This is a genomic window from Clostridium sp. TW13 (genome assembly GCF_024345225.1).
Classification (GTDB): domain Bacteria; phylum Bacillota; class Clostridia; order Clostridiales; family Clostridiaceae; genus Inconstantimicrobium; species Inconstantimicrobium mannanitabidum.
Window position 1 is genome coordinate 4,527,318 of the sequence record NZ_BROD01000001.1, and the last position, 19,449, is coordinate 4,546,766.

Annotated in this window: 18 protein-coding genes and 1 pseudogene; 18 read left to right on the forward strand and 1 reads right to left on the reverse strand. The window is 29.4% G+C overall.

Annotated features, from left to right (window positions below; translation table 11 throughout):
• Nucleotides 1–18: 18 nt before the first annotated feature.
• From OCU47_RS21205 to OCU47_RS21235, 7 genes are all read left to right on the forward strand, one after another.
• Nucleotides 19–1,023: a L,D-transpeptidase family protein gene (locus tag OCU47_RS21205; protein WP_261830544.1), complete on the forward strand. Its 1,005-nt coding sequence runs from the start codon at nucleotides 19–21 to the stop codon at nucleotides 1,021–1,023.
• A 348-nt stretch (nucleotides 1,024–1,371) separates the two neighbouring features.
• Nucleotides 1,372–3,114, forward strand: a complete 1,743-nt coding sequence (locus OCU47_RS21210) for an ABC transporter ATP-binding protein (RefSeq protein ID WP_261830545.1) — start codon at nucleotides 1,372–1,374, stop codon at nucleotides 3,112–3,114.
• An 84-nt stretch (nucleotides 3,115–3,198) separates the two neighbouring features.
• Nucleotides 3,199–4,026 carry a hypothetical protein gene (locus OCU47_RS21215; protein ID WP_261830546.1) on the forward strand — a complete coding sequence of 276 codons (828 nt, stop codon included), beginning with the start codon at nucleotides 3,199–3,201 and terminating at the stop codon, nucleotides 4,024–4,026.
• A 12-nt stretch (nucleotides 4,027–4,038) separates the two neighbouring features.
• Complete coding sequence (locus tag OCU47_RS21220) at nucleotides 4,039–4,923, forward strand: hypothetical protein (RefSeq protein ID WP_261830547.1); 885 nt, start codon at nucleotides 4,039–4,041, stop codon at nucleotides 4,921–4,923.
• A gap of 10 nt (nucleotides 4,924–4,933) precedes the next feature.
• Nucleotides 4,934–5,578, forward strand: a complete 645-nt coding sequence (locus tag OCU47_RS21225; protein WP_261830548.1) for an ABC transporter ATP-binding protein — start codon at nucleotides 4,934–4,936, stop codon at nucleotides 5,576–5,578.
• A gap of 173 nt (nucleotides 5,579–5,751) precedes the next feature.
• Nucleotides 5,752–6,267 (forward strand): hypothetical protein, encoded by a 516-nt coding sequence (locus OCU47_RS21230; RefSeq protein WP_261830549.1) that lies wholly within the window; start codon nucleotides 5,752–5,754, stop codon nucleotides 6,265–6,267.
• A gap of 579 nt (nucleotides 6,268–6,846) precedes the next feature.
• A complete protein-coding gene (locus OCU47_RS21235) occupies nucleotides 6,847–7,659 on the forward strand; it encodes an alpha/beta fold hydrolase (protein ID WP_261830550.1) in 813 nt (270 codons plus the stop codon).
• Between the two features lie 188 nt (nucleotides 7,660–7,847).
• Here the strand turns inward: OCU47_RS21235 and OCU47_RS21240 are convergent, their stop codons facing one another.
• Entirely contained in the window at nucleotides 7,848–8,108 is a 261-nt protein-coding gene (locus OCU47_RS21240; protein ID WP_261830551.1) for a GNAT family N-acetyltransferase, read from the reverse strand.
• A gap of 308 nt (nucleotides 8,109–8,416) precedes the next feature.
• Between OCU47_RS21240 and OCU47_RS21245 the strand changes: the two genes are divergently transcribed.
• The 11 genes and pseudogenes from OCU47_RS21245 to OCU47_RS21295 form a co-directional block, all read left to right on the forward strand.
• Complete coding sequence (locus OCU47_RS21245) at nucleotides 8,417–9,139, forward strand: HAD family hydrolase (protein WP_261830552.1); 723 nt, start codon at nucleotides 8,417–8,419, stop codon at nucleotides 9,137–9,139.
• Nucleotides 9,140–9,356: 217 nt separating this feature from the next.
• Nucleotides 9,357–10,046, forward strand: a complete 690-nt coding sequence (gene ric / locus OCU47_RS21250) for an iron-sulfur cluster repair di-iron protein (RefSeq protein WP_261830553.1) — start codon at nucleotides 9,357–9,359, stop codon at nucleotides 10,044–10,046.
• A 407-nt stretch (nucleotides 10,047–10,453) separates the two neighbouring features.
• Nucleotides 10,454–11,485, forward strand: a complete 1,032-nt coding sequence (locus OCU47_RS21255) for an ABC transporter permease (RefSeq protein ID WP_261830554.1) — start codon at nucleotides 10,454–10,456, stop codon at nucleotides 11,483–11,485.
• A 4-nt stretch (nucleotides 11,486–11,489) separates the two neighbouring features.
• Entirely contained in the window at nucleotides 11,490–12,749 is a 1,260-nt protein-coding gene (locus OCU47_RS21260) for an ABC transporter permease (RefSeq protein ID WP_261830555.1), read from the forward strand.
• Nucleotides 12,749–13,432 (forward strand): ABC transporter ATP-binding protein, encoded by a 684-nt coding sequence (locus tag OCU47_RS21265; protein WP_261830556.1) that lies wholly within the window; start codon nucleotides 12,749–12,751, stop codon nucleotides 13,430–13,432. Before OCU47_RS21260 ends, OCU47_RS21265 begins: the two co-directional genes overlap by 1 nt.
• Nucleotides 13,429–13,878, forward strand: coding sequence for a hypothetical protein (locus OCU47_RS21270; RefSeq protein WP_261830557.1), 450 nt, complete (start codon nucleotides 13,429–13,431; stop codon nucleotides 13,876–13,878). The genes OCU47_RS21265 and OCU47_RS21270 overlap by 4 nt, the downstream gene beginning before the upstream one ends.
• Nucleotides 13,879–13,916: 38 nt before the next feature.
• On the forward strand, nucleotides 13,917–14,369 hold the full coding sequence (locus OCU47_RS21275; protein ID WP_261830558.1) for a hypothetical protein: 453 nt from the start codon (nucleotides 13,917–13,919) through the stop codon (nucleotides 14,367–14,369).
• A 260-nt stretch (nucleotides 14,370–14,629) separates the two neighbouring features.
• Nucleotides 14,630–15,313: pseudogene (locus OCU47_RS21280) on the forward strand (ABC transporter ATP-binding protein).
• Nucleotides 15,306–17,258, forward strand: a complete 1,953-nt coding sequence (locus tag OCU47_RS21285; protein WP_261830559.1) for an ABC transporter permease — start codon at nucleotides 15,306–15,308, stop codon at nucleotides 17,256–17,258. The pseudogene OCU47_RS21280 and the gene OCU47_RS21285 overlap by 8 nt, the downstream one beginning before the upstream one ends.
• A gap of 496 nt (nucleotides 17,259–17,754) precedes the next feature.
• Complete coding sequence (locus OCU47_RS21290; protein ID WP_261830560.1) at nucleotides 17,755–18,528, forward strand: CBM21 domain-containing protein; 774 nt, start codon at nucleotides 17,755–17,757, stop codon at nucleotides 18,526–18,528.
• A gap of 390 nt (nucleotides 18,529–18,918) precedes the next feature.
• A partial coding sequence (locus OCU47_RS21295; protein ID WP_261830561.1) for a hypothetical protein occupies nucleotides 18,919–19,449 on the forward strand: 531 nt, incomplete at its 3' end.

Consider the following 19,449-nt stretch of genomic DNA (forward strand, 5'->3'; position numbering starts at 1 on the left):
ATAAGAATGGGGTGAATTATGATAGAAAAATTCAATAAAAAACGAATGACAATAGGTATAATATTACTAGTTTTAGTAATAAGTATAGGTACAGTTAGTACATATAGTAGTAGTAAATCAGATGAAAATATAAAAGTGGATATGCCAAAAGAATCTGTAAACTTATATTCACAAAAAAATCTAGATAAATTAAAAGATACTGTAAAGTCTATAGATACTGCTATAAAAAAGGTAGATAAAGAAAAGAAAGAAGAGCAAGCTAAGAAAGAGGAAAAAGAAAGGCAAGATGCAAAGGATGAAGAGCAGAAACAAAAGGACATAAAGGCAGCAACAGAGCAAGCAGCAAAAAATAATGATTCATATGAAAATTCTAATACATATTCTAATCAAGTCCAAAATCCGGCTGTAAAAAAGGCTGAAAAACCGGGATTTAAAGGACAAGCGTTTTCTGATTGCAGTCAAGTTATAACTGTAACTAATAGCAGTAAAGATAGTAAATATGCAACAGTTAATTGTTATGAGAAAAGCAATAATGAGTGGAAGTTAGTATATTCTGATATGTCCTCTATAATTGGAGAGAATGGAATGCAGTATGATGCTTACAGAAAGCAGGATACAAATACAACACCAGCAGGGATATATAATATAGTTTATACTTTTGGATGGGGAGGGAATCCTGGCACGAAATATAGCTTTAGAACCCCAACTGATAATTCTTATTGGAATCTTAATAATGGTTCTGCAACTTATAATAGATGGGTTGAAGGAAATCCAGGTGGGGATAATGAAAAACTGAAAACTGAAAGATTATATAAATATGCCATTGTATTGGATTATAATTGGTCACAAACACCAAAAAAGGGTGGTGCCATATTTATGCATTTAAATCCTAATTATTATACAGGTGGTTGTGTTGGACTTGATGAATCAAACCTTGTATCGGTTATGAGGTGGGTAGATCCAAGTAAAAATCCTAAGGTCTTAATATGTCCTAGGGGAGATTTTAGTCAATATTACTATTAATGAAGTAAGTTAGGTGTGAATGTTAAAACAATATTGTATAAATCTAAGATTGATTAAAATTCTATTTTAATATAATATAAATAATATTTTTATTAAGTCACCAAATTGGTTGGATTCAAATTCAGTCAATTTGGTGACTTTTTCTTATAGAAATGATTTTGAATTATATGGTTTAAAAATAAAAAAATGTATTTTGATATTTATTTTAAGAAAAAATTGGAGTATCATAAAATTATTAGGTATTAAATGGATTAGAAGGGAGTTGTATTATATAAAAAACTTTTTAAACATTTAAGTAAAAAAATGAAACAAGATTTATAGTAACTGTGTATAAGTGAGGGGATATTAATGGGTAAAAATATAAAAGAAAGTAAACATAGTGCCCGGAAGTGGATCATAGAGCAGAGCAAGGGTGCAAGAATTTTAATATTGTTGATCTTCTTTATGAGAATAATTTTTTCAGGAGTAAATCTAGCAATGACAATGGTGTTAAGTGCCTTTACAGATTATGCAACTGGAAATCACAAGTATACATTGATACAGATAACTTTATTTGCACTTATCTTGTTTGTTATTGAAGGCGCAATATATGTTGTTGAATCAATAAGTAAGAAATCCATTTATTCTAGAATGGAGAAAAAAATACGTGTAAACACTCTTGAGCATTTTCAAAAAAGTAATGTTTTAAAACATAGTGAATTCCATTCAGGAGAATTAATTATGCGTCTTACTAAAGATACTGAACAAGTTGCCAATTGTTTACCTACAATAATCATAAATTTATTTGGTGGAACTTTGATGGCGATAGTAGCATTGGTGTATATGTTCTTCTTAAGTTGGAAAATGTCACTTATTATTTTGATAACAATACCTGTAATGGCTGCAATGATTAGCTTATTTAATCCAATAGTTCAAAAAAGAAGTAAGCTTGATAAGGAAAATGAAGACGTTAACAGAATTTTGATGAATGAGGCTATAAATACGCTATCATTAATGCAGGTTTTTTCTTCTGGAAGTCTTGTTATTAACAAAGTAAAAGCTGCATACAACAACAAATATAAAAGTGCAGTGAAATTAGGAAGTATAGAAGGAATCTTTTCATTTTTTAATAATCTAATGGGTAGTACTATGTTTTTAGTAACAATGGGAGTTGGAGCATACTATACTTCAAAAGGTGAGTTCACTGTGGGTAGTATGATAGCCATAATTAATTTGCTTAACTATATAGTTTGGCCATTTTCAAATATAGCAAGTTCAATATCTGAGTTTAATCAAGCAATAGTATCTGCTGATAGAATAATGGAACTTCAAAATTTACCTAAAATTGAGTCAAGGCATACATTATATGAAGTATGTGAGAAAAATCATCAAAGCGTTGAAGTTAAACAAGTATGTTTTGCTTATGAAGAGGATAAAAATGTTCTAGATAATGTGAATATTAATCTAGAAAAAAATGAAATAGTGGCCTTTGTTGGGCGTAATGGCAGCGGAAAGAGTACATTTCTTAAGATATTGTTAGGGTTATATAGTCCTACTTCTGGAGATATTAGATTCTGTAGTGATGATATAGAAACAAGATTAAAATCTCAAAAAATAATATCTTATGTTCCAAGCAGTAATTATATTTTTTCAGGAAGCGTTATAGAGAATATTTGTATGGCTGATAAGGTTGATATGGATAGAGTAATAGAGTGTGCTCGAAAAACTAATGCCAATGAGTTTATAGATAAATTTGAAAATAAGTACAATGAGCTAATTGGAGAGGGTGGAAACCTATTATCCAGTGGACAAGCACAGAGGATTGCAATAGCCAGAGCCTTATATCATGATTCGCTTATTATTGTTTTTGATGAACCAACTTCTAATCTTGGTCAAGAGTCAATTGATTTATTGCATGAAACTATTAGAGAAATTTCAAATCAAAGAATATGCATTATAGCTACCCATGAAAAGAGTACAATTGAAATTTGTAATAAGATTTACATGGTTGAGAATGGAGGAATAGATGAGATATTAAAAGATAAGGCTAATGAGATTGTGGAAGGCTATGTTGATAAAATAGAAAACGTAGAAGTGGAAGAAATTCAGTAAGATAACTTAAAGATAAATTTATAGCGGAGATATTCTTAGTAATGAAATTATTAGTTTTAAAATAATGATTGGAGCGGTTTCTATATGAATTACTTTAAAGTGGAGTTAAAAAGGGCACTAAAAGAAAAGAGAATTTTGTACTTGATAATATTTTTAGTGATTATGTCAGTATTATCACCAATGCCAAGCTTTATGCAAAAGCAGATAGCATATTGGCATGATACGAAAAATATACAATTAGGAATAAATCCAGTTGATGTATGGATGGATTTTATAGGACGTAGCAGATTGATGACTACTTTTATAGTCTTATTTCCTATATTAGTATATTCACATTCAATTGTAGATGATTTGCAATACAAATATATAAACAATATCCTTCTTAAGGTGAGTTTTAAGGTATATTATAAAACGAAATTATTAGTTTGTATGATACTAGGAGGAAGTATATATTTTATTACTTCAATTTTGTGTTTTGGTTTGTCTTGCATTATTTATGGAGGAAAAGAGTCAATATTATATGGTGGACACTATACTTTTTCATTATTTGGAAATGAAATCGTGTTTGGAAATTCCATAATATATTTAATATTTATAAGTTTTATTTTATTTATACTTGGTTCAATATATGCAGCAATAGGTTTCTTTATTGGGTTATATACAGATAATAAAATGCTTGTATATTCAATTTCAGTCTTGAGTTTAAGTATGTATGATGAAATAGTATATTTGATATCTCAGTTAATGGGGAGTAGAGCAAATTCTTTTTGTAACACATTTTCTATTTTTTCAGGTTCAGGTGGGTATAATTCAGAAAAAGTTATTATTATTAATTTAATTTTATTTATTATAATTCTTTCTGTTATGTCTTCAAAGATTAAAAAAATAGAAAGAAACTTATTAAATAGTTAGGAGGGACTGAAATTGAATTATAGGAACATTGTATTGAGTAAAATTAAGGCACCTTCCTTTATGATAAAGTTAGGTTTAATTTCTGTTTTGTTTTTACTTGCCATAAATATAGAAATGGGTGTAGTAAAAGGTTATAGTATTTCACTGACTGGAGAGAATCAAGTGAATGTTACCTTATTTATTATGCATATATTTTCTTATTTTGAACTGTATTCAAAATATTTTCTAATAGGAATAATTATATTGATTCCTGATATATTGGACGAACCTTATCTAACTACTCATATTTACTTAAAGAATGAGGATAGAGGTAAGTTATTTAAGAACACAATATTTTTGATTGTAACATACTTATTGTTTTTCATAGTCTGGTTCATAGTATTAACAATTATCTTTTCTTTATTTAGATTAAAAATCTTTGATTTTACATGGCCAAATGAATTAATGGATTCAGTGTTTAGTAGTGTAGAGAGTAAATCAATGGCATTAATAAGTGTGCCATATAGTGCAACAAAGTATCCATTTATGATTAGTTTTCTACTAATCTTATTTAGAGTATTTCTAGGTTTTTTTATTATTGCTCTTGCATCATTTTATATATCTTTTAAAAAGAAAAATGTAAGCTATGGAGTTGGATTGGCTGTAATACTTTATGTTATTAGTGATTTGTTATTTCGCTGTGGAAATACTCGTTGGGATATATTTAACGATCCACAGAAAATGTTCTCTCTTGGAACGGTGGCATATAAGTATTCCATGTGCACATTTTTTACATTCGAAAATGTTGGAGTAGATTTTATGCCAAGGATTATACATTCATATATTCTTGGAACCATTGTAATTGTTATTTTGCTTATATTAATTAAGAAAGAAATAAATAAAAGAGATTTATGTTGAGGTATGTTATATGGAAATTTTATTAAAAGATATAAAAAAGACAATTAATGATATTGATTTATTAAAGGATATTAACATTACATTAAAATCAGGAAATGCCTATGGTTTTATGGGGGCCAATGGTTGTGGCAAGACAGTTCTATTTAAGGTTATTGTTGGATTGATGAAACAAACTGGAGGAGAAATTTATGTTGATAATAAAATAAAAGATGGCTTTTTGCAAGATTGTGGAGTGATTATAGAAGGACCTAATTTTATACCATATTACGATGGGTTTCAAAATTTAAAAGTGATTGCTTCCTATAATAACAAAATCAATGATGAGCAAATAAGAGAAACAATAACAAAAGTTGGACTAGATGCATATGCAAAGAAAAAAGTTAAAAACTATTCTCTCGGAATGAAGCAAAAGTTAGGAATAGCACTTGCCATAATGGAAGACCCATCTGTACTTATTTTAGATGAACCTCTTAATTCTTTAGATGAAGCTTCAGTAAATAATATAAGAAGTATAATTCTAGAAGAAAAAAGGAAAGGGAAGATGATATTAATAGCTTCGCATCTTAAAGATGACCTGTCTATATTATGTGATGTTATTTTTGAAATGAAGGCTGGAAAGATAATTGGGGAGATGCAGTGCAGCGAAAAAAGTTAAAACTTTACTTCCACTATTAAATTATCATCCATGGAGGAATATAACGAATTTTGTCGAATAGTTAGTTAAGTAAGAATTACTAATTTTGTTGCGTTTATATTATGCTTAAATAATTCAGCAAGCTCAGTGATTCTTATTTAATGTCTAAGATAACAAAATAGGGGGAACACAGGATGAAAAAGTTTTTTAGCGCTTTACTTGCAGGTTTTATGCTGCTTTCTAGTACAACATGTTTTGCAGCCAGTACTAGTGATCCACTAAAGGGATATCATGATATGCTTAAAGCCAATGCAAGTGCAACCACCGTGGAAAAGAAAGGACAATTGAATACCAGATATGAATATACTGGTGTTGATGTAGCAGAAAAGGCAGTTAAATCAGGTTTCAAAAGGTATCTGAATTCAGCTTTCAAATATTATAATGGAGAAGGTCTTGAAATAAGAGAAATACCTGATAATGGACAAACTAAAGCATTACATTTAGATGTTAGTTGCGTAGAATATGATATGCAACTATACATGCCTAATCCTGATAATTCTATAAAAGGTAAGTTTAAACAATTATGTGGTTTAATATTGCCTAACAGTGGGGAGAAGCTATATCAAAAAGTAATGAGCACAAAACAAAAAGAACAAAAGTTTAGCATGGGAGGAAGAACCTTTACTGTAATTCTTATAGATAACAAATAGGATATATATGTATCACCATATGCACCTAAGACAGTAAAGATAAGCAAAAACGAATATTTTACAGGAGCTTCAATTCTTCCAAAGTTATATCCTTTAGGTTTTTCTAAACTTGACTTAGCAGGATGTGCTAAGTGGAATTGGTATGGAAAAAAGGGTGCTAGTGATTTTGATATAGCTCACTTTGTTGCATCTAATGGACAATATGATATAACTATGCTATTAATGCAGAGTAATGCAGAAATAGATAAAAAATATAAGACAATATTTAATTTAATACTTCCGAAGTCAGGAAATACTCTTTATATGATATTAGATAAACCTAATTTGCCTAAAACTCAGGTGGTATATCTTGATGGAAGAAGAATTGAGATAAGCATATATAGTTTTGGAGTGGAATTACTTTTTAGTCCAATATACAAATAGAATTTTCTAAAGCCAAGAAGGTTATGAGGTTTAAACTCAGCACTTTCTTGGTTTCTTTAATGATCCAAATAGTATTCATTTACTAATAAAGTCGCTCATAAGTTTATACCTCAATAAATAAACTAGTAACATAGTTATTTTTTGTTGGAGGTACAGATGGGCTACTATGTTAGAGTAGAACCTAATGTGAAAATTTATGTAGAGGATCTTAATCCTGAGGGGGATAGAACAATCTTGTTTTTACACGGTTGGCCTGGAAGCCATAAGTTGTTTGAATATCAATTTGATCAGTTTTCAAAACTTGGATACAGGTGTATAGGGATAGACACAAGAGGATTTGGTGAGTCGGACAAACCTTATAGTGGCTACGATTATGATACGTTAGCGGATGATGTTAGATATGTAATTGATACATTAAAATTAAGTGATATTACGCTGGCAGGACATTCAACTGGAGGAGCAATAGCAATTAGATATATGGCTCGGCATAAAAGTCGTGGGGTATCAAAGCTTGCTCTTTTTGCAGCAGCAGCACCAAGTCTTATCAAACGTACTAATTTTCCTTATGGTTTAGAAAAAGAAACTGTTTTACAAATCATTAAAGGAACCTATAGTGACCGTCCTAAAATGCTTCAAGATTTTGGAGAAACTTTTTTCTATCAGCATACAAGTGAACCTTTTCTAAATTGGTTCTTCCAATTGGGATTACAGGCATCAGGGTGGGCAACTGCAGCTATTGCAAACACTTGGATAAAAGAAGAGTTATTTTCTGATTTAGCAGCAATAAATGTTCCAACTTTAATTATACATGGAATTCATGATAAAATTGTACCTTTTGAATTGGGAAAAGTACAAGAACAAAACATTGCAAATTCAAAACTTGTACCATTTAAATATAGTGGTCATGGAGCTTTCTATGATCAGCGAGAGCAATTTAACGAAGAATTGGTTAAGTTTATTGAAGGGTAGAGGTGATTAAATATAGGGTATTAATAAAAATATTAAAAACAATATTTAATTTAAATGCAACAAAGCATAATAAAGAATAATCAGTATCAATTCACAGGGTTTATTAAGTGAATTGATACTGATTTTTTGTTTGAAATATAAATTTAACTATATGGAGTAGTTTTTATATCATCTTAGTAAGAATAAGCTTACCATTTAAACATAGAAATAAAGCCTTTATTACTTATTGATAGTCCAAACTTGGAATAAAAAGCTTCTTCAGAAGGTTTTGTTAATAAAACTGGACTTAGATTATTTTCTTCCAATAGATCCATCAGATTTTCCATTATTTTTGTGCCAATTCCCTTACCTTGAAAGTCTCTATGTACAAGCAATCTTAAAATATAAGCATGCTTTATTCCATCTGAAAGTACCTGTACAAAGCCGATAAGTCTGCCTGAATCATCCAACCCTAAGATAAATTCAAGGATTCCTCAAGCTTTTTTGCTGAACTTAATCCCCAACCTATAGTTTTCAATAGGTTATTTAGTTCATTTACATCAATTTTAGTATTTCTTTCAATACGCATAGGTAAAATGTCTCCCCCTTTTTGTCTGCATCCGATTATAGATTACATGAATGTAGTAAATTATGGCATATATGTTTTATTTTTAAAATCAATAAATATAAGCTATAATAGTTTATGCTTAAAGCTTACTATTCGTAGGTTTTGACAATTTATAAGTAGGCTTTATTTCATTTAGAGGGGGATATTTGGATGAATAGAATAAAGGTAATATTTTTTGATATGGGGAACACCTTGCTACATTTTCATTATGGTGATTCTGATGATGAGAAAGATGAAAAAGGCTTATTATACTTGACTCAATATTTGAATAAGTTTAATTCTAACATTACTTTAGAAGAAGTACAGACAGGCTTTTTGGATAAGTGGTTTGAAGCTATAGAGGATAGAGGGATAAAGAATATAGAGTATCCAATAGAAGACTTCTTTAATGAGTTTTTGTCAAAATATAATTTGGAATTTACTATGGAGCAATGTATAGAAGCAATTAATTTGTTTTATAAAGAATATAGAGAGCAGGTTCATTTTGAAAATAATCTATACAATCTTTTGAAAGGGATCAAAGAGAAGGGCTACAAGATAGGAGTAGTATCTAATACCTGTTATTATGATGAAGTAATGAAGGAATGTTTCAAAAAAGCAGGAATTTACGATCTAGTGGATAAATATACCTTTAGTTATTCTTTGAGGATTGGGAAGCCAGATACAAGAATTTTTAAAGCAGCTATGGAAGAAATGAAGGTTTTACCAGAAGAAATAATTATGGTTGGAGATAACTTAGAAAGTGACATAAAGCCAGCATCAGATTTAGGAATGAAAACTGTATGGTTGAATACAAACAACAAAACTAATGATGTTGGCATTGCACCTGATTTTGAGATAGGTTCTTTAGAGGAATTGATTAATTTAATATAGATATATAGTTGATTATAACTTAGTATAGAAAAGTTGTAGAGTAAGTTTATTCTGCAACATTTTTATATGTGTTTCAAATCACATACCTTTAGTTTAATATCTTTATAATTAAAGTATAAACATTAAGCGTCTTAAAAATAAGTAAGTTTCATATATAAGTCTATTTGAACTTGTTATTTATTTTTAAGATGAATTAAATTAATAGGAGTGATTTTAGATGATAAAGAATTTTAGTATAAACGATAGAATCGGAGATATAGTTACTGTTTTTCCAGGGGCAAGCAATTTATTTTTAGAATACAGAATAGACTTTTGTTGTGGAGGAAATAGACCTCTAATAGAAGCAATAAAAGAACAAAATCTAGATGAAAATATTATAATAAACTTATTGAATGAAAAGTACAAAGAATTCCAAGAAAAGAATGAAGAGTTTACAGATTGGGCAAAAGAAAGTCCAAGCAAATTAATAGATTATGTTGTAGGTACGCATCATGCCTATTTAAAAGAAGAGCTACCTAATATCAGTGAATTGGTACTTAAGATACTAGATGTACATGGTAAAAACCATGAAGAGCTTTTTAAAGTGCACAAACTTTTTAACACTTTAAGAACAGAGCTTGAATCTCATTTAGTAAAAGAAGAGAAGTTTATCTTCCCTATAATAAAACAATACGAATTAAACAAAATAAACAAGGATGAAGTTGTAAGATTAATAAATGAATTAGAAGATGAACATACAGGGGCTGGGGATATAATCAAGGAGTTAAGAGAAGTAACAGACCATTATATTGTACCAGCGGGAGCGTGCAGAACATATGAATTAACTTATAAAAGGTTAATGGAATTGGAGCTAGATACATTCCAACATATACATTTAGAGAATAATATTTTGTTCAAGAATATATAGATGTAAATTATGAGAGTTTAAATTTAGATAGTTAATTTGTGTGATTTGGAAAGAAAAAATCAATAAATAAATTTAATTAAAGGTTGCAGGTTCGTGAGGAGTCTGCAGCCTTTAGTTGTATTAGGAAAACAACATCTTAATTGGGTAGAAGTGTCGAAAGAATAATTTTACAAATGTGTACAAAAGTGAGAAAATATTGTTGTGAGAATATTTAGATTATTTCAAACTAGACGGGGGTGATTAATGTAAGGTAAATTATTTAGCATAGTTTTTTGTATTATAGATAAAGCTTGTAAAGAAGCTTGTGAAAACATTTACTAGGAGTGCTAATTTAAAATTTTATCTAATAATACAATAAAATTTAAATGCTTAACTGTTTAGTATGTATTGTTTGTGAGGGGGAGAGTATGAAAAGATTAATTAAAAAGTCGGTATTTTTAATAATAGTTTTTGTTAGCATATCTTTTTTTACTTCATATGAAACGTATATGATTGAGTACGGAGTAAAGCAGCAGGTGGCAAAAAATATTTTATTGTCCAAGTCTTCAAAAGAGTTTTTTATTGATTATAAAGAAGATGAAGTAAAAAAAGATAATAGTTTGCTAAGTTTACAAGGTGATTATGTATTACTAAAGAAGGATATTGGGGATTTTAGTGGCAAAGGAATATATTTCAAAGGGGCTTTGAAAAATAAACCCAAGCTTCTAAGTGGACGTTTCTTTAATGAAAGTGATTTTAATGCTGGTAAAAAAGTTGCAGTTGTACAGAAACAATTTGCAGACCGTTTAATTGAGAAAGACGGAAAAAAATATTATTATACGAATAATATTAACTATGAAGTTATAGGAATAATTGATGATGATAAGAAAGAGATATCAGATGATACTTCAGCGTATATAAATTTAGATTCTCTTTTGCAAAAGGATAGTTTTTATTTAAAGGGAGACTATTATATAGATGCTAAGGAGAATACTGATAAGTTATTTACGTCTCTAAAACAACTATATAGTAGCAAGAATGTAGATGTTCAGGAAAAACAGCCATTGCAGACTCCTTTATCAAAATTATTATCAGATCAAAGTTTTAGGACAGATACATTGATAAAAATAATGATTATATTCATTTTAAATACAGTATGTGTAACAGAATATTGGATTAAGAGTAGAAAGAATGAAATTGGGATAAGAAGAGCTGTGGGGAGTACAAAACTTAAGATATCATTAAGTATAATTAAAGAACTTATATTGGTTAGTATAGGATCATTTATTTTAGGATATTTGATTTATATTATTGTAACGTATATAAAGGAAGGATATATACATTACTATGCTACTTCTGTAATGTTGTCATTTGCAATATCAATGATTAGTGCATTAATAACATCAATAGTTCCAATATATAAAGCGAATAAAATGGAACCTTCTGAGATAATGAGGTGATGATATGAATAATATAAAATATGCTATAGAAGGTTTAGTGAGAAGACCGCTTCTATTTTTAATAATACTTTTGCAAGTTATTATTGGAACAATGCTTTTAAATAAAACTTTAGTTAGTGTACTTAACATTTATGACACAAATAAGAGAGTAGTTGATACCTTTAAAGGCAAAGAATTGTATAAAATGCAAGACAATTCTGATATGAAATATATTGATGAGTCGTTAGATAAACCTGATGGGTTTAATAGAGCGTATGAGCTTTATACTTTTTTTAAGGAAAACAAAGATTTTTCTATTTTACATGGAGATCGTACCAATGCAGTAGTAGGGGGTATAGTAGATAATGATAAGTTTTTTTATAGTAAAAAAAACAAATATACAGATATTTCGGGAAAGTTTTATAGTGTAGTAACTAGTTATAATGTGGATGAAAATTATATAAAGCAATTTCCTTTAAAGATATCAAAGGGAAGAAGTTTTTCAAGTGCAGATTTTGATTCTGAGTTTGAAAGACCAGTAATTTTGGGTTCAGGGTATAAGAAATATTATGATGTAGGTCAAGTGTTTAAATGCTATGATTACTATTTGAGAAAAGAGATAAGTTTGAAAGTTGTTGGAATTTTAGATGACAGTAATTATGCTGTAGACATCGATTCTCCATTTGCACTAGACGATATGATAATAATGCCACTTCAAAATTTAAATTCAAAAACTGCTAAAAAAGATAGCTACATTACTTGGTTTATGAATTGTATGGTAAGCACAAGTAATAAAACGTCTACATTAAACAGCATAAGAGATAAGTGTGATAAGTTGAAGTTATATAACTTCAGTTTAATAAGTTGTGACCAACGGGTACAAGAACTTTTGGCTGGTCTTAAAGAAGATTTAAAATCATCCATTATAGTAAGCGTAATAATTTTCTTATTTATTTGTATTGCTATAATAACAATTCAAATAAATTCTATACGAGATAGGTTGTCAGAACTTGGAATACATCTTCTTTCAGGAGGTTGTAAAAAGGATATATCAAAGCGATTGGTTTATTCAATTAGTGCATATATAATTGCTGGAATTGGTATAGCAGAATATTTTAATTATTTAAGCATTAAAAATAGTTCATCTTCGTACGAGCGGTTTGATGTGAGGATAATATACTTAGCAATTCCTATAGCGGTTGTATTGATAATCGTAACATCCATTATGCCATTAATGGAGATAAGAAAGATGGATATTTCAACTATAATGAGGAGGAAGGAATAATGGCTTTTGTTGAGTTGAAAAATATAAAAAAGACCTATGGAAAAGGGGATGGAAAAGTTGAAGCTTTAAAAGGAATAGACTTATCCATAGAAAAAGGAGATATGCTTGCAATAATGGGAGCTTCAGGTTCTGGTAAATCAACTTTGTTAAACATTTTAGGGTATATTGATAAGGCTACAGAAGGAAGCTATGCCTTAGAGGGACAAGTAGTAGAAAAATTAAGTGATAAGGCTTTAGCTAAGCGAAGAAATAAATTTATAGGGTTTGTAGTACAGAATTTTGCATTAGTGGAGGATTACACTGTATATCAAAATATTAGAATTCCCTTAGACTATACTAAAATGACAAAGAAAGAAAAAAAACAAAGAATAAATGATTTATTAACCAGTATGGGTATTATAGATAAAAAAGACAAGTTACCAAGAGAGTTATCTGGAGGACAATGTCAAAGAGTAGCTATTGCTAGAGCTTTAGTAAATGATCCGGATTTGATTTTAGCTGATGAGCCAACAGGAGCCTTAGATAAGAAAACAGGAGAAGAAATAATGAATACTTTTATAAAGTTAAATGAGGAAGGAAAGACCATCGTTGTAATAACTCATGATGAAAAGGTAGCCAAGATGTGCAAGAAGATTATATATATTGAAGATGGAAATCTTGTTCCCCAAGAGGTTAAACTATGAGAAAGAAAATAATAATTTTTGCAATTGGATTAATTTTAGTCTTAGCTTGTTTTTTTGAATACTCAAATTATCAAAATAAAGTTCTTGTTGATGATGGACAAACTTGGATGGAGGGTGGTGGCGGTGAGCTTTCAAGTACAAGTTTTCCATTTGAGGACAATGTAAAATGTGTGAATTTGGATATAGGTACAGAATGCGGGAAGTTCATTAAGCTTGAAAATGGTAAAGACAGCAATGATATGAAAAATATTCCCAACAAGGGCTCTGTAACAATAGAGATTAGAGACGATGAAAGTAATGTAGTTAAAAGTTTTACAATTAAAGGTGGAGAAAAACTTTCAAAAACTGTGTTCCTTGGTAAAGGAAGTTATGATTTGAAGATTAGCGCAAGAGATGGATTTGAAGGTAAAATAGAATCTAAAGTGTATGCATGGAAGTTAATATAAGGAGATTAGAAAGTATATTTAGGGGGAAGAGTTAAGTTATGAGAAAGAAAATAATAATTTTTGTGATTGGGTTAGTTTTAGTCTTAGCTTGTTTTTTTGAATACTCAAATTATCAAAATAAAGTTACTGTTACTGGTGGACAAAGTAATATCCTTGTTGCTGGAGACAGTGATACTTCACGTGGAAATATTGAACTTGAGGATAATGTAAAGTGTGTGAGTTTAAATATAGATACAGAGTGTGGGGAATTTATCAAGAGTGATAATGGTAGCTATGGGCAAAATATGAAGAAGATTCCTAACAAGGGTTCAGTAATAATAAGGATTAAGGATGATGAAAGTAATGTAGTTAAAAGTTTTACAATTAAAGGTGGAGAAAGCCTTTCAAAAATTGTACTTCTTGGCAAAGGAAATTATAGTTTAGAAATTGGATTAAGGGATGGATTTCAAGGCAAAATAGAACCTAACGTGTATGCATGGAAGCTAATATAACATAAATAGAAATATTATTTAGGAGGCTCCAAATGGAGCTTCCTTTAATTTTATCTCTTGAGTTATAAAATCCAAAGTGATAAAATTGTTTATAACAAATAGATAAAAAATACATCAATACAATATTAAACCAGTAAGTGAATAAAAATAAAACGTGAATATAAATAGAAAATAGGGGCGAATTTTATAAAATTACCAATGCAATATTTAATTTTGCATTGGTAATTTTTAAATAAGAAAAAATAATTGGGGGACTTAGCATGGTAATATTGGAGACTAATGATTTGTACAAAAGATACTATTATGAGAATAGGTTATTAACGGAAGCACTTTGTACAACAAACTTTAAGGTTGAGAAAGGTGAGTTCGTAGCTATAATAGGGCCTAGTGGTTCTGGAAAGAGTACACTTTTGCATTTGTTAGCAGGACTAGACCTACCTACTGGGGGGCAGGTAATTATAGATGGCAAGGATATTTATAAATTTAAAGAAAAAGAATTGGCTCTATTTAGAAGAAGGAATATAGGATTTATATTTCAAGCTTTTAATTTGGTGCCAGTTTTAAATTTAGAGGAAAACATAAGGCTGCCTCTTATAATGGACAATAAAAAGGTTGATGAGAAGTATCTAGAAGAGATACTTGAAAGTTTAGGATTGAAAGAGAGACGATATTATTTTCCTTCTCAGCTTTCAGGAGGACAGCAGCAAAGAGTAGCTATTGCGAGAGCATTGATAACTAAACCTCTGATTATCTTTGCGGATGAACCAACAGGTAATTTGGATACTAAGAACAGTAAGGAAGTGTTATAGCTTCTTTTTCAGTCTATAAAGAAATATGGACAGACCTTGATAATGATAACTCATGATCCAAAGGTAGCAGCTTATGCAGATAGAATCGTAACTATAGAAGATGGAATTTTGAGAGAAGGAGTTAACAATGAATAGATTTATTGCTCTTATTCCTAGATATCTTATAAAGAATAGAAAGCGAAACTTCTTTGTAGCATTATCTATAGTGATTTCAGTTGTTCTTTTGGTGGGGGTTAAGGTTACAGTAAATTCTTTGAATTATAGGTATAGAATCAATGCATTCAATTCAGGTAGTGGGAGAGATTATGCATTAAAGCTACAATTTGCCACAGAAAAATTAGGAATGTTCTTAATGATAATTGTATCTATAGCTGCAATAGCTGTTGTATACAATATATTTTATATAACTACCTTGGAGCGAATAAAGGAATTCAGCATGTTAATAGTCATAGGTTCTTCAAGAGGAAAAATAAATGAGTTGATATTAGGCGAGGCATTTTTAATATCAATTGTGTGCATTCCTTTAGGTTTGCTAATGGGGTGTTTTGGCATAAAGGCATTGTTTTATTTTTGTATAAGTAAAGACAGTGATATGTTAAAGGAATTGATTACTAAGAAGGATATCATTCAAGCAGCCATTATGGTGGTTATAAGTATTTTTGTCTCTGCCTTTAGCCCATCTAGAGCTATGGGAAAAATAAGTCCAATAGAAGGTATAAAAGAAAATTATATAAATAGTCTCAAAGGCAAAAAACATAAATTCAATTTAATGAAGCAAAGAAATGTTTTTAAATTCTTAAATTTTACTGATTCCATGGCATGTTTAAACACAAAAAAATCAAAGAAAAGATTAATAGTTACAGTGTTATCTCTCACAATTAGCATAGTTATTACAACCAGCAGCTTATATTTGTTATCTATGTTTAATCCACAAAAAGAAGCGGAAAAATCCACAGGTGGAGATATATTGCTTAATATTACAGATTCTAGAGGATTGATAAAAGATTATGCTTATAATGATGAGGATATTAAGAAAATCCAAGCTATTAATGGGATAAAAAATACAAGAAAACATAAAAAAATAGATATGACTATTACAGAAAGCAAAACTTTTCTTACAGAACGAGGAAAGAAGTTTTTAGAAAGCATAAGTACTTCTTCTAAGGAAGAAGATAAAAATCAAATGCCAGTAACTATATATGGAGTAGATGATTCAGAAATTGAATCTTTTAAACCATATTTAAAAGAAGGAAGTTTGCAGCTTAATAATTTTTCAGATAAACCAACAGTTATAGCAGTACAGAATCTTCACTATAAAGAATACACAAATCTTAGTATAGGGTATAACCTAGTAGTAAGTGGAACATATAGAGATAATGCAGATGGTAATTTTCAGCCATTCAAAAAGGCAAACTTTAATGTAGCAGCTATCTTGGAATCTACCCCTATTAGGCCAATAGATGGACAAACTTCAATAATATTAATATGTAGCAATAAAACTTTAGAAATATACTTTGGGATAAAGGAATATGAAATGGTTAATGTGGATGTAGATAGTAAAGCTACCATATATGAAATAAGCAGAAGTCTTTCTTCCATAGCAAAGAGCAAGAATTATGGAAATATCACAATAATTAATGATGAAATCAGTAAAATGAATCAAGGCAATATGGTTATTAGAGCTGTATTACTTGGATTTTCAATGCTATTAGTAGTAGTGGGAGTGATTAATATTTTAAACACCATGAGTATAAGTGTTGTAATGAGAAAAAGAGAATTTGGAGTTTTACGAGCAGTTGGAATGAGCCAAGCAGAAGTAAGAACAATGATAATAAAAGAAGGGAGTTTATATGGAATATTAAGTGCAATCTTAGGCAACATATTAAGTCTAGCAGCCAGTTATGTAATCTATAATACAATGAAAGCCGATTTTTTGGAGAATGAACCTTTCAAAATACCATGGTTTATAATTTTGTCTATTGTAACCTTAAATATAATAATAACAACTCTTATTTCTTTGCCAGCTGCAAATAGAGCAATTAACAATTCAATAGTTGAGTCTATAAAAGCAATAGAATAGCAAACCAATGTATATCGTAAATGACTTGTTTTTATACGTAAAATAACATCAATCATTAAAGAAACATGCATTTATGATTGAAGACGACTTTTGAGTACTGAATTTATATATTATGTAAAGACAGAAAGTTTAAAAGCACAACAAAGATATTTCCTTATTTAAAGGACTAGCAATACGAAGGAATTTATCAGTTATAAAAAATCTTATAAGGGCTTAAAAAATTAAAATTTACAGCGAAGGAGTATTGATAAATTATATTAAAAGTGAATTTTAAGGTCCTAAATTATATTTTAGGTACTCAAAAGTCGCTTTTAGGATTTTTATATTAATATTATGTCGATATACGAGATATTTAAAAAAATGGAGAAAAATAGTTATGTATACGATTTTATCAAAATTTACAAAAAGAACTATAATTGACAATAAATATACAAGAATGTAACACTTAAGTCAATAACATGTTATTCAAAATAAATAATTTTAAAGGAGTGATCTTATGAAATTTTCAAAAAAAGTTCTTAGTTTCATTACTTCAGTTTTAGTTTTAACTAGTGCAGCTACCTTTGCAAATGGGGTGTCTGCTAAAGCAGCTACAACTGATAAGCCTGTTGAGTTATATTACACAAAGGTAGTTCATGATGATGCTCCAGCAGTAGCACATTATGCTGGATATATTGCTGTAAAAAATCTTTCTTATGATAAAAAGGTTATAGTTCATTACAACTATACTTCTCTTTCTCAAGCAAGCAATATATGGTACACTGCAGATGCAAGTTATGTAAAGAATAATACTTCAGATGGTAATGAAGTTTGGAAATTTGAGACACCATCTGTATATACTAATTATGGTGGTTTGGGAGATATTCAATATTATATTGAATACGATGTAAATGGACAAGCTTTCTATGATAACAATGATGGTAAAAACTATAAATCAAGTGATTTTGGTGCAAGTAGACCTTATGTAACTAGCATTTCAGGATATGCAAGAAACGATGGTTCAGAATATTTATCTTGTTATGTTGCAACTAAAAAATCAGTAAATCCTGAAGCTGTTAGAATACGTTATACTCAAGATGATTGGGCTACTTATAAAGAGGTAGATTTAACTAAATCAACTAATGTATACTTTAACGCTGATTCAGATTCATGGATTATAGACATTCCAATTTTATCTGGAAAGCCAGTAAAGTTTGCTGCCTATTATGTTGTAAATGGAGTTCAACACTGGGATAATAACCTAGGAGATAACTACTATTTTAGTTTCTAAGAAGTTATATAGAGTAGGTCCATAATACACATTCTATATAACATTCATAAACTTATGGATTTAAGTTAAACGCTTTTATATTGGCATATAAATGCAAAAATAAATAATGATTTCATGGTAGCAAGAAAAGCATCTATAGTGAAGTATTCTTTTCTTCTCATGAATTTATAAAATGAAAAGCATCAAGGATTACACATATCCTTGGTGCTTTTCATTTATTTACTTATTGCTTTTATTTGTTGAAGTAAATAATTTACTTAGCAAGCTAGATTTTGGTCTTTTGCAATATGGTAATCTTTATTAACTTTACAATCTTCATACCTTCTTCATAAGAATTAATTATTATGTATTTGCAGATAATAATTAATGGTTATAAGGAGTTGTATATAAATGAAAAAGACGAAAAAGTTAATTACTATGCTTTTTTCCTCGGTTCTAGTTATATCTTTAGTAGGTTGTAGCAGAGCAGTAACAGGAAGTAAAGAAGCAGATGATGCACTTAATGCTTTTAATAATATAGTTAAGGCTTATCCACAAAACAAAGGGTTCCATAATGCAATGCAGCATTGGGGTTTTAAACTTCCAACTGAGGAAAAGTTTGAGTGGAGCAAGGATATGTCTGCCAATAAAGCAGATTTTGCAATGGTAGTTTTAGCTGATCCATTAATTAAAGCTGGGCTTGATGTAAATAAATTAGATAAAAATGAATGGTTATATAAGCCAGCAGAAAAAGAAGGAAATGATCAGTTACCTAACCGTTTAGTAAAATTTTATAATGTTAGTGATAAGAAAGAAATCTCTAACGGTTCAGAGGATTCTATGAGAAGATTGTTAAAGGTAGATACAAAAATAGTTAAGTACCATAAGGATCAACATCATTATAGATTAATTCTTGGAGAAGGTAATGAAGTGCAGTGGACA

Coding starts and splice junctions, on each gene's coding strand:
- OCU47_RS21205 (WP_261830544.1), top strand. CDS start 19: ATGATAGAAAAATTCAATAAAAAACGAATGACAATAGGTATAATATTA.
- OCU47_RS21210 (WP_261830545.1), top strand. CDS start 1,372: ATGGGTAAAAATATAAAAGAAAGTAAACATAGTGCCCGGAAGTGGATC.
- OCU47_RS21215 (WP_261830546.1), top strand. CDS start 3,199: ATGAATTACTTTAAAGTGGAGTTAAAAAGGGCACTAAAAGAAAAGAGA.
- OCU47_RS21225 (WP_261830548.1), top strand. CDS start 4,934: ATGGAAATTTTATTAAAAGATATAAAAAAGACAATTAATGATATTGAT.
- OCU47_RS21230 (WP_261830549.1), top strand. CDS start 5,752: ATGAAAAAGTTTTTTAGCGCTTTACTTGCAGGTTTTATGCTGCTTTCT.
- OCU47_RS21235 (WP_261830550.1), top strand. CDS start 6,847: ATGGGCTACTATGTTAGAGTAGAACCTAATGTGAAAATTTATGTAGAG.
- OCU47_RS21245 (WP_261830552.1), top strand. CDS start 8,417: ATGAATAGAATAAAGGTAATATTTTTTGATATGGGGAACACCTTGCTA.
- ric (WP_261830553.1), top strand. CDS start 9,357: ATGATAAAGAATTTTAGTATAAACGATAGAATCGGAGATATAGTTACT.
- OCU47_RS21255 (WP_261830554.1), top strand. CDS start 10,454: ATGAAAAGATTAATTAAAAAGTCGGTATTTTTAATAATAGTTTTTGTT.
- OCU47_RS21260 (WP_261830555.1), top strand. CDS start 11,490: ATGAATAATATAAAATATGCTATAGAAGGTTTAGTGAGAAGACCGCTT.
- OCU47_RS21265 (WP_261830556.1), top strand. CDS start 12,749: ATGGCTTTTGTTGAGTTGAAAAATATAAAAAAGACCTATGGAAAAGGG.
- OCU47_RS21270 (WP_261830557.1), top strand. CDS start 13,429: ATGAGAAAGAAAATAATAATTTTTGCAATTGGATTAATTTTAGTCTTA.
- OCU47_RS21275 (WP_261830558.1), top strand. CDS start 13,917: ATGAGAAAGAAAATAATAATTTTTGTGATTGGGTTAGTTTTAGTCTTA.
- OCU47_RS21285 (WP_261830559.1), top strand. CDS start 15,306: ATGAATAGATTTATTGCTCTTATTCCTAGATATCTTATAAAGAATAGA.
- OCU47_RS21290 (WP_261830560.1), top strand. CDS start 17,755: ATGAAATTTTCAAAAAAAGTTCTTAGTTTCATTACTTCAGTTTTAGTT.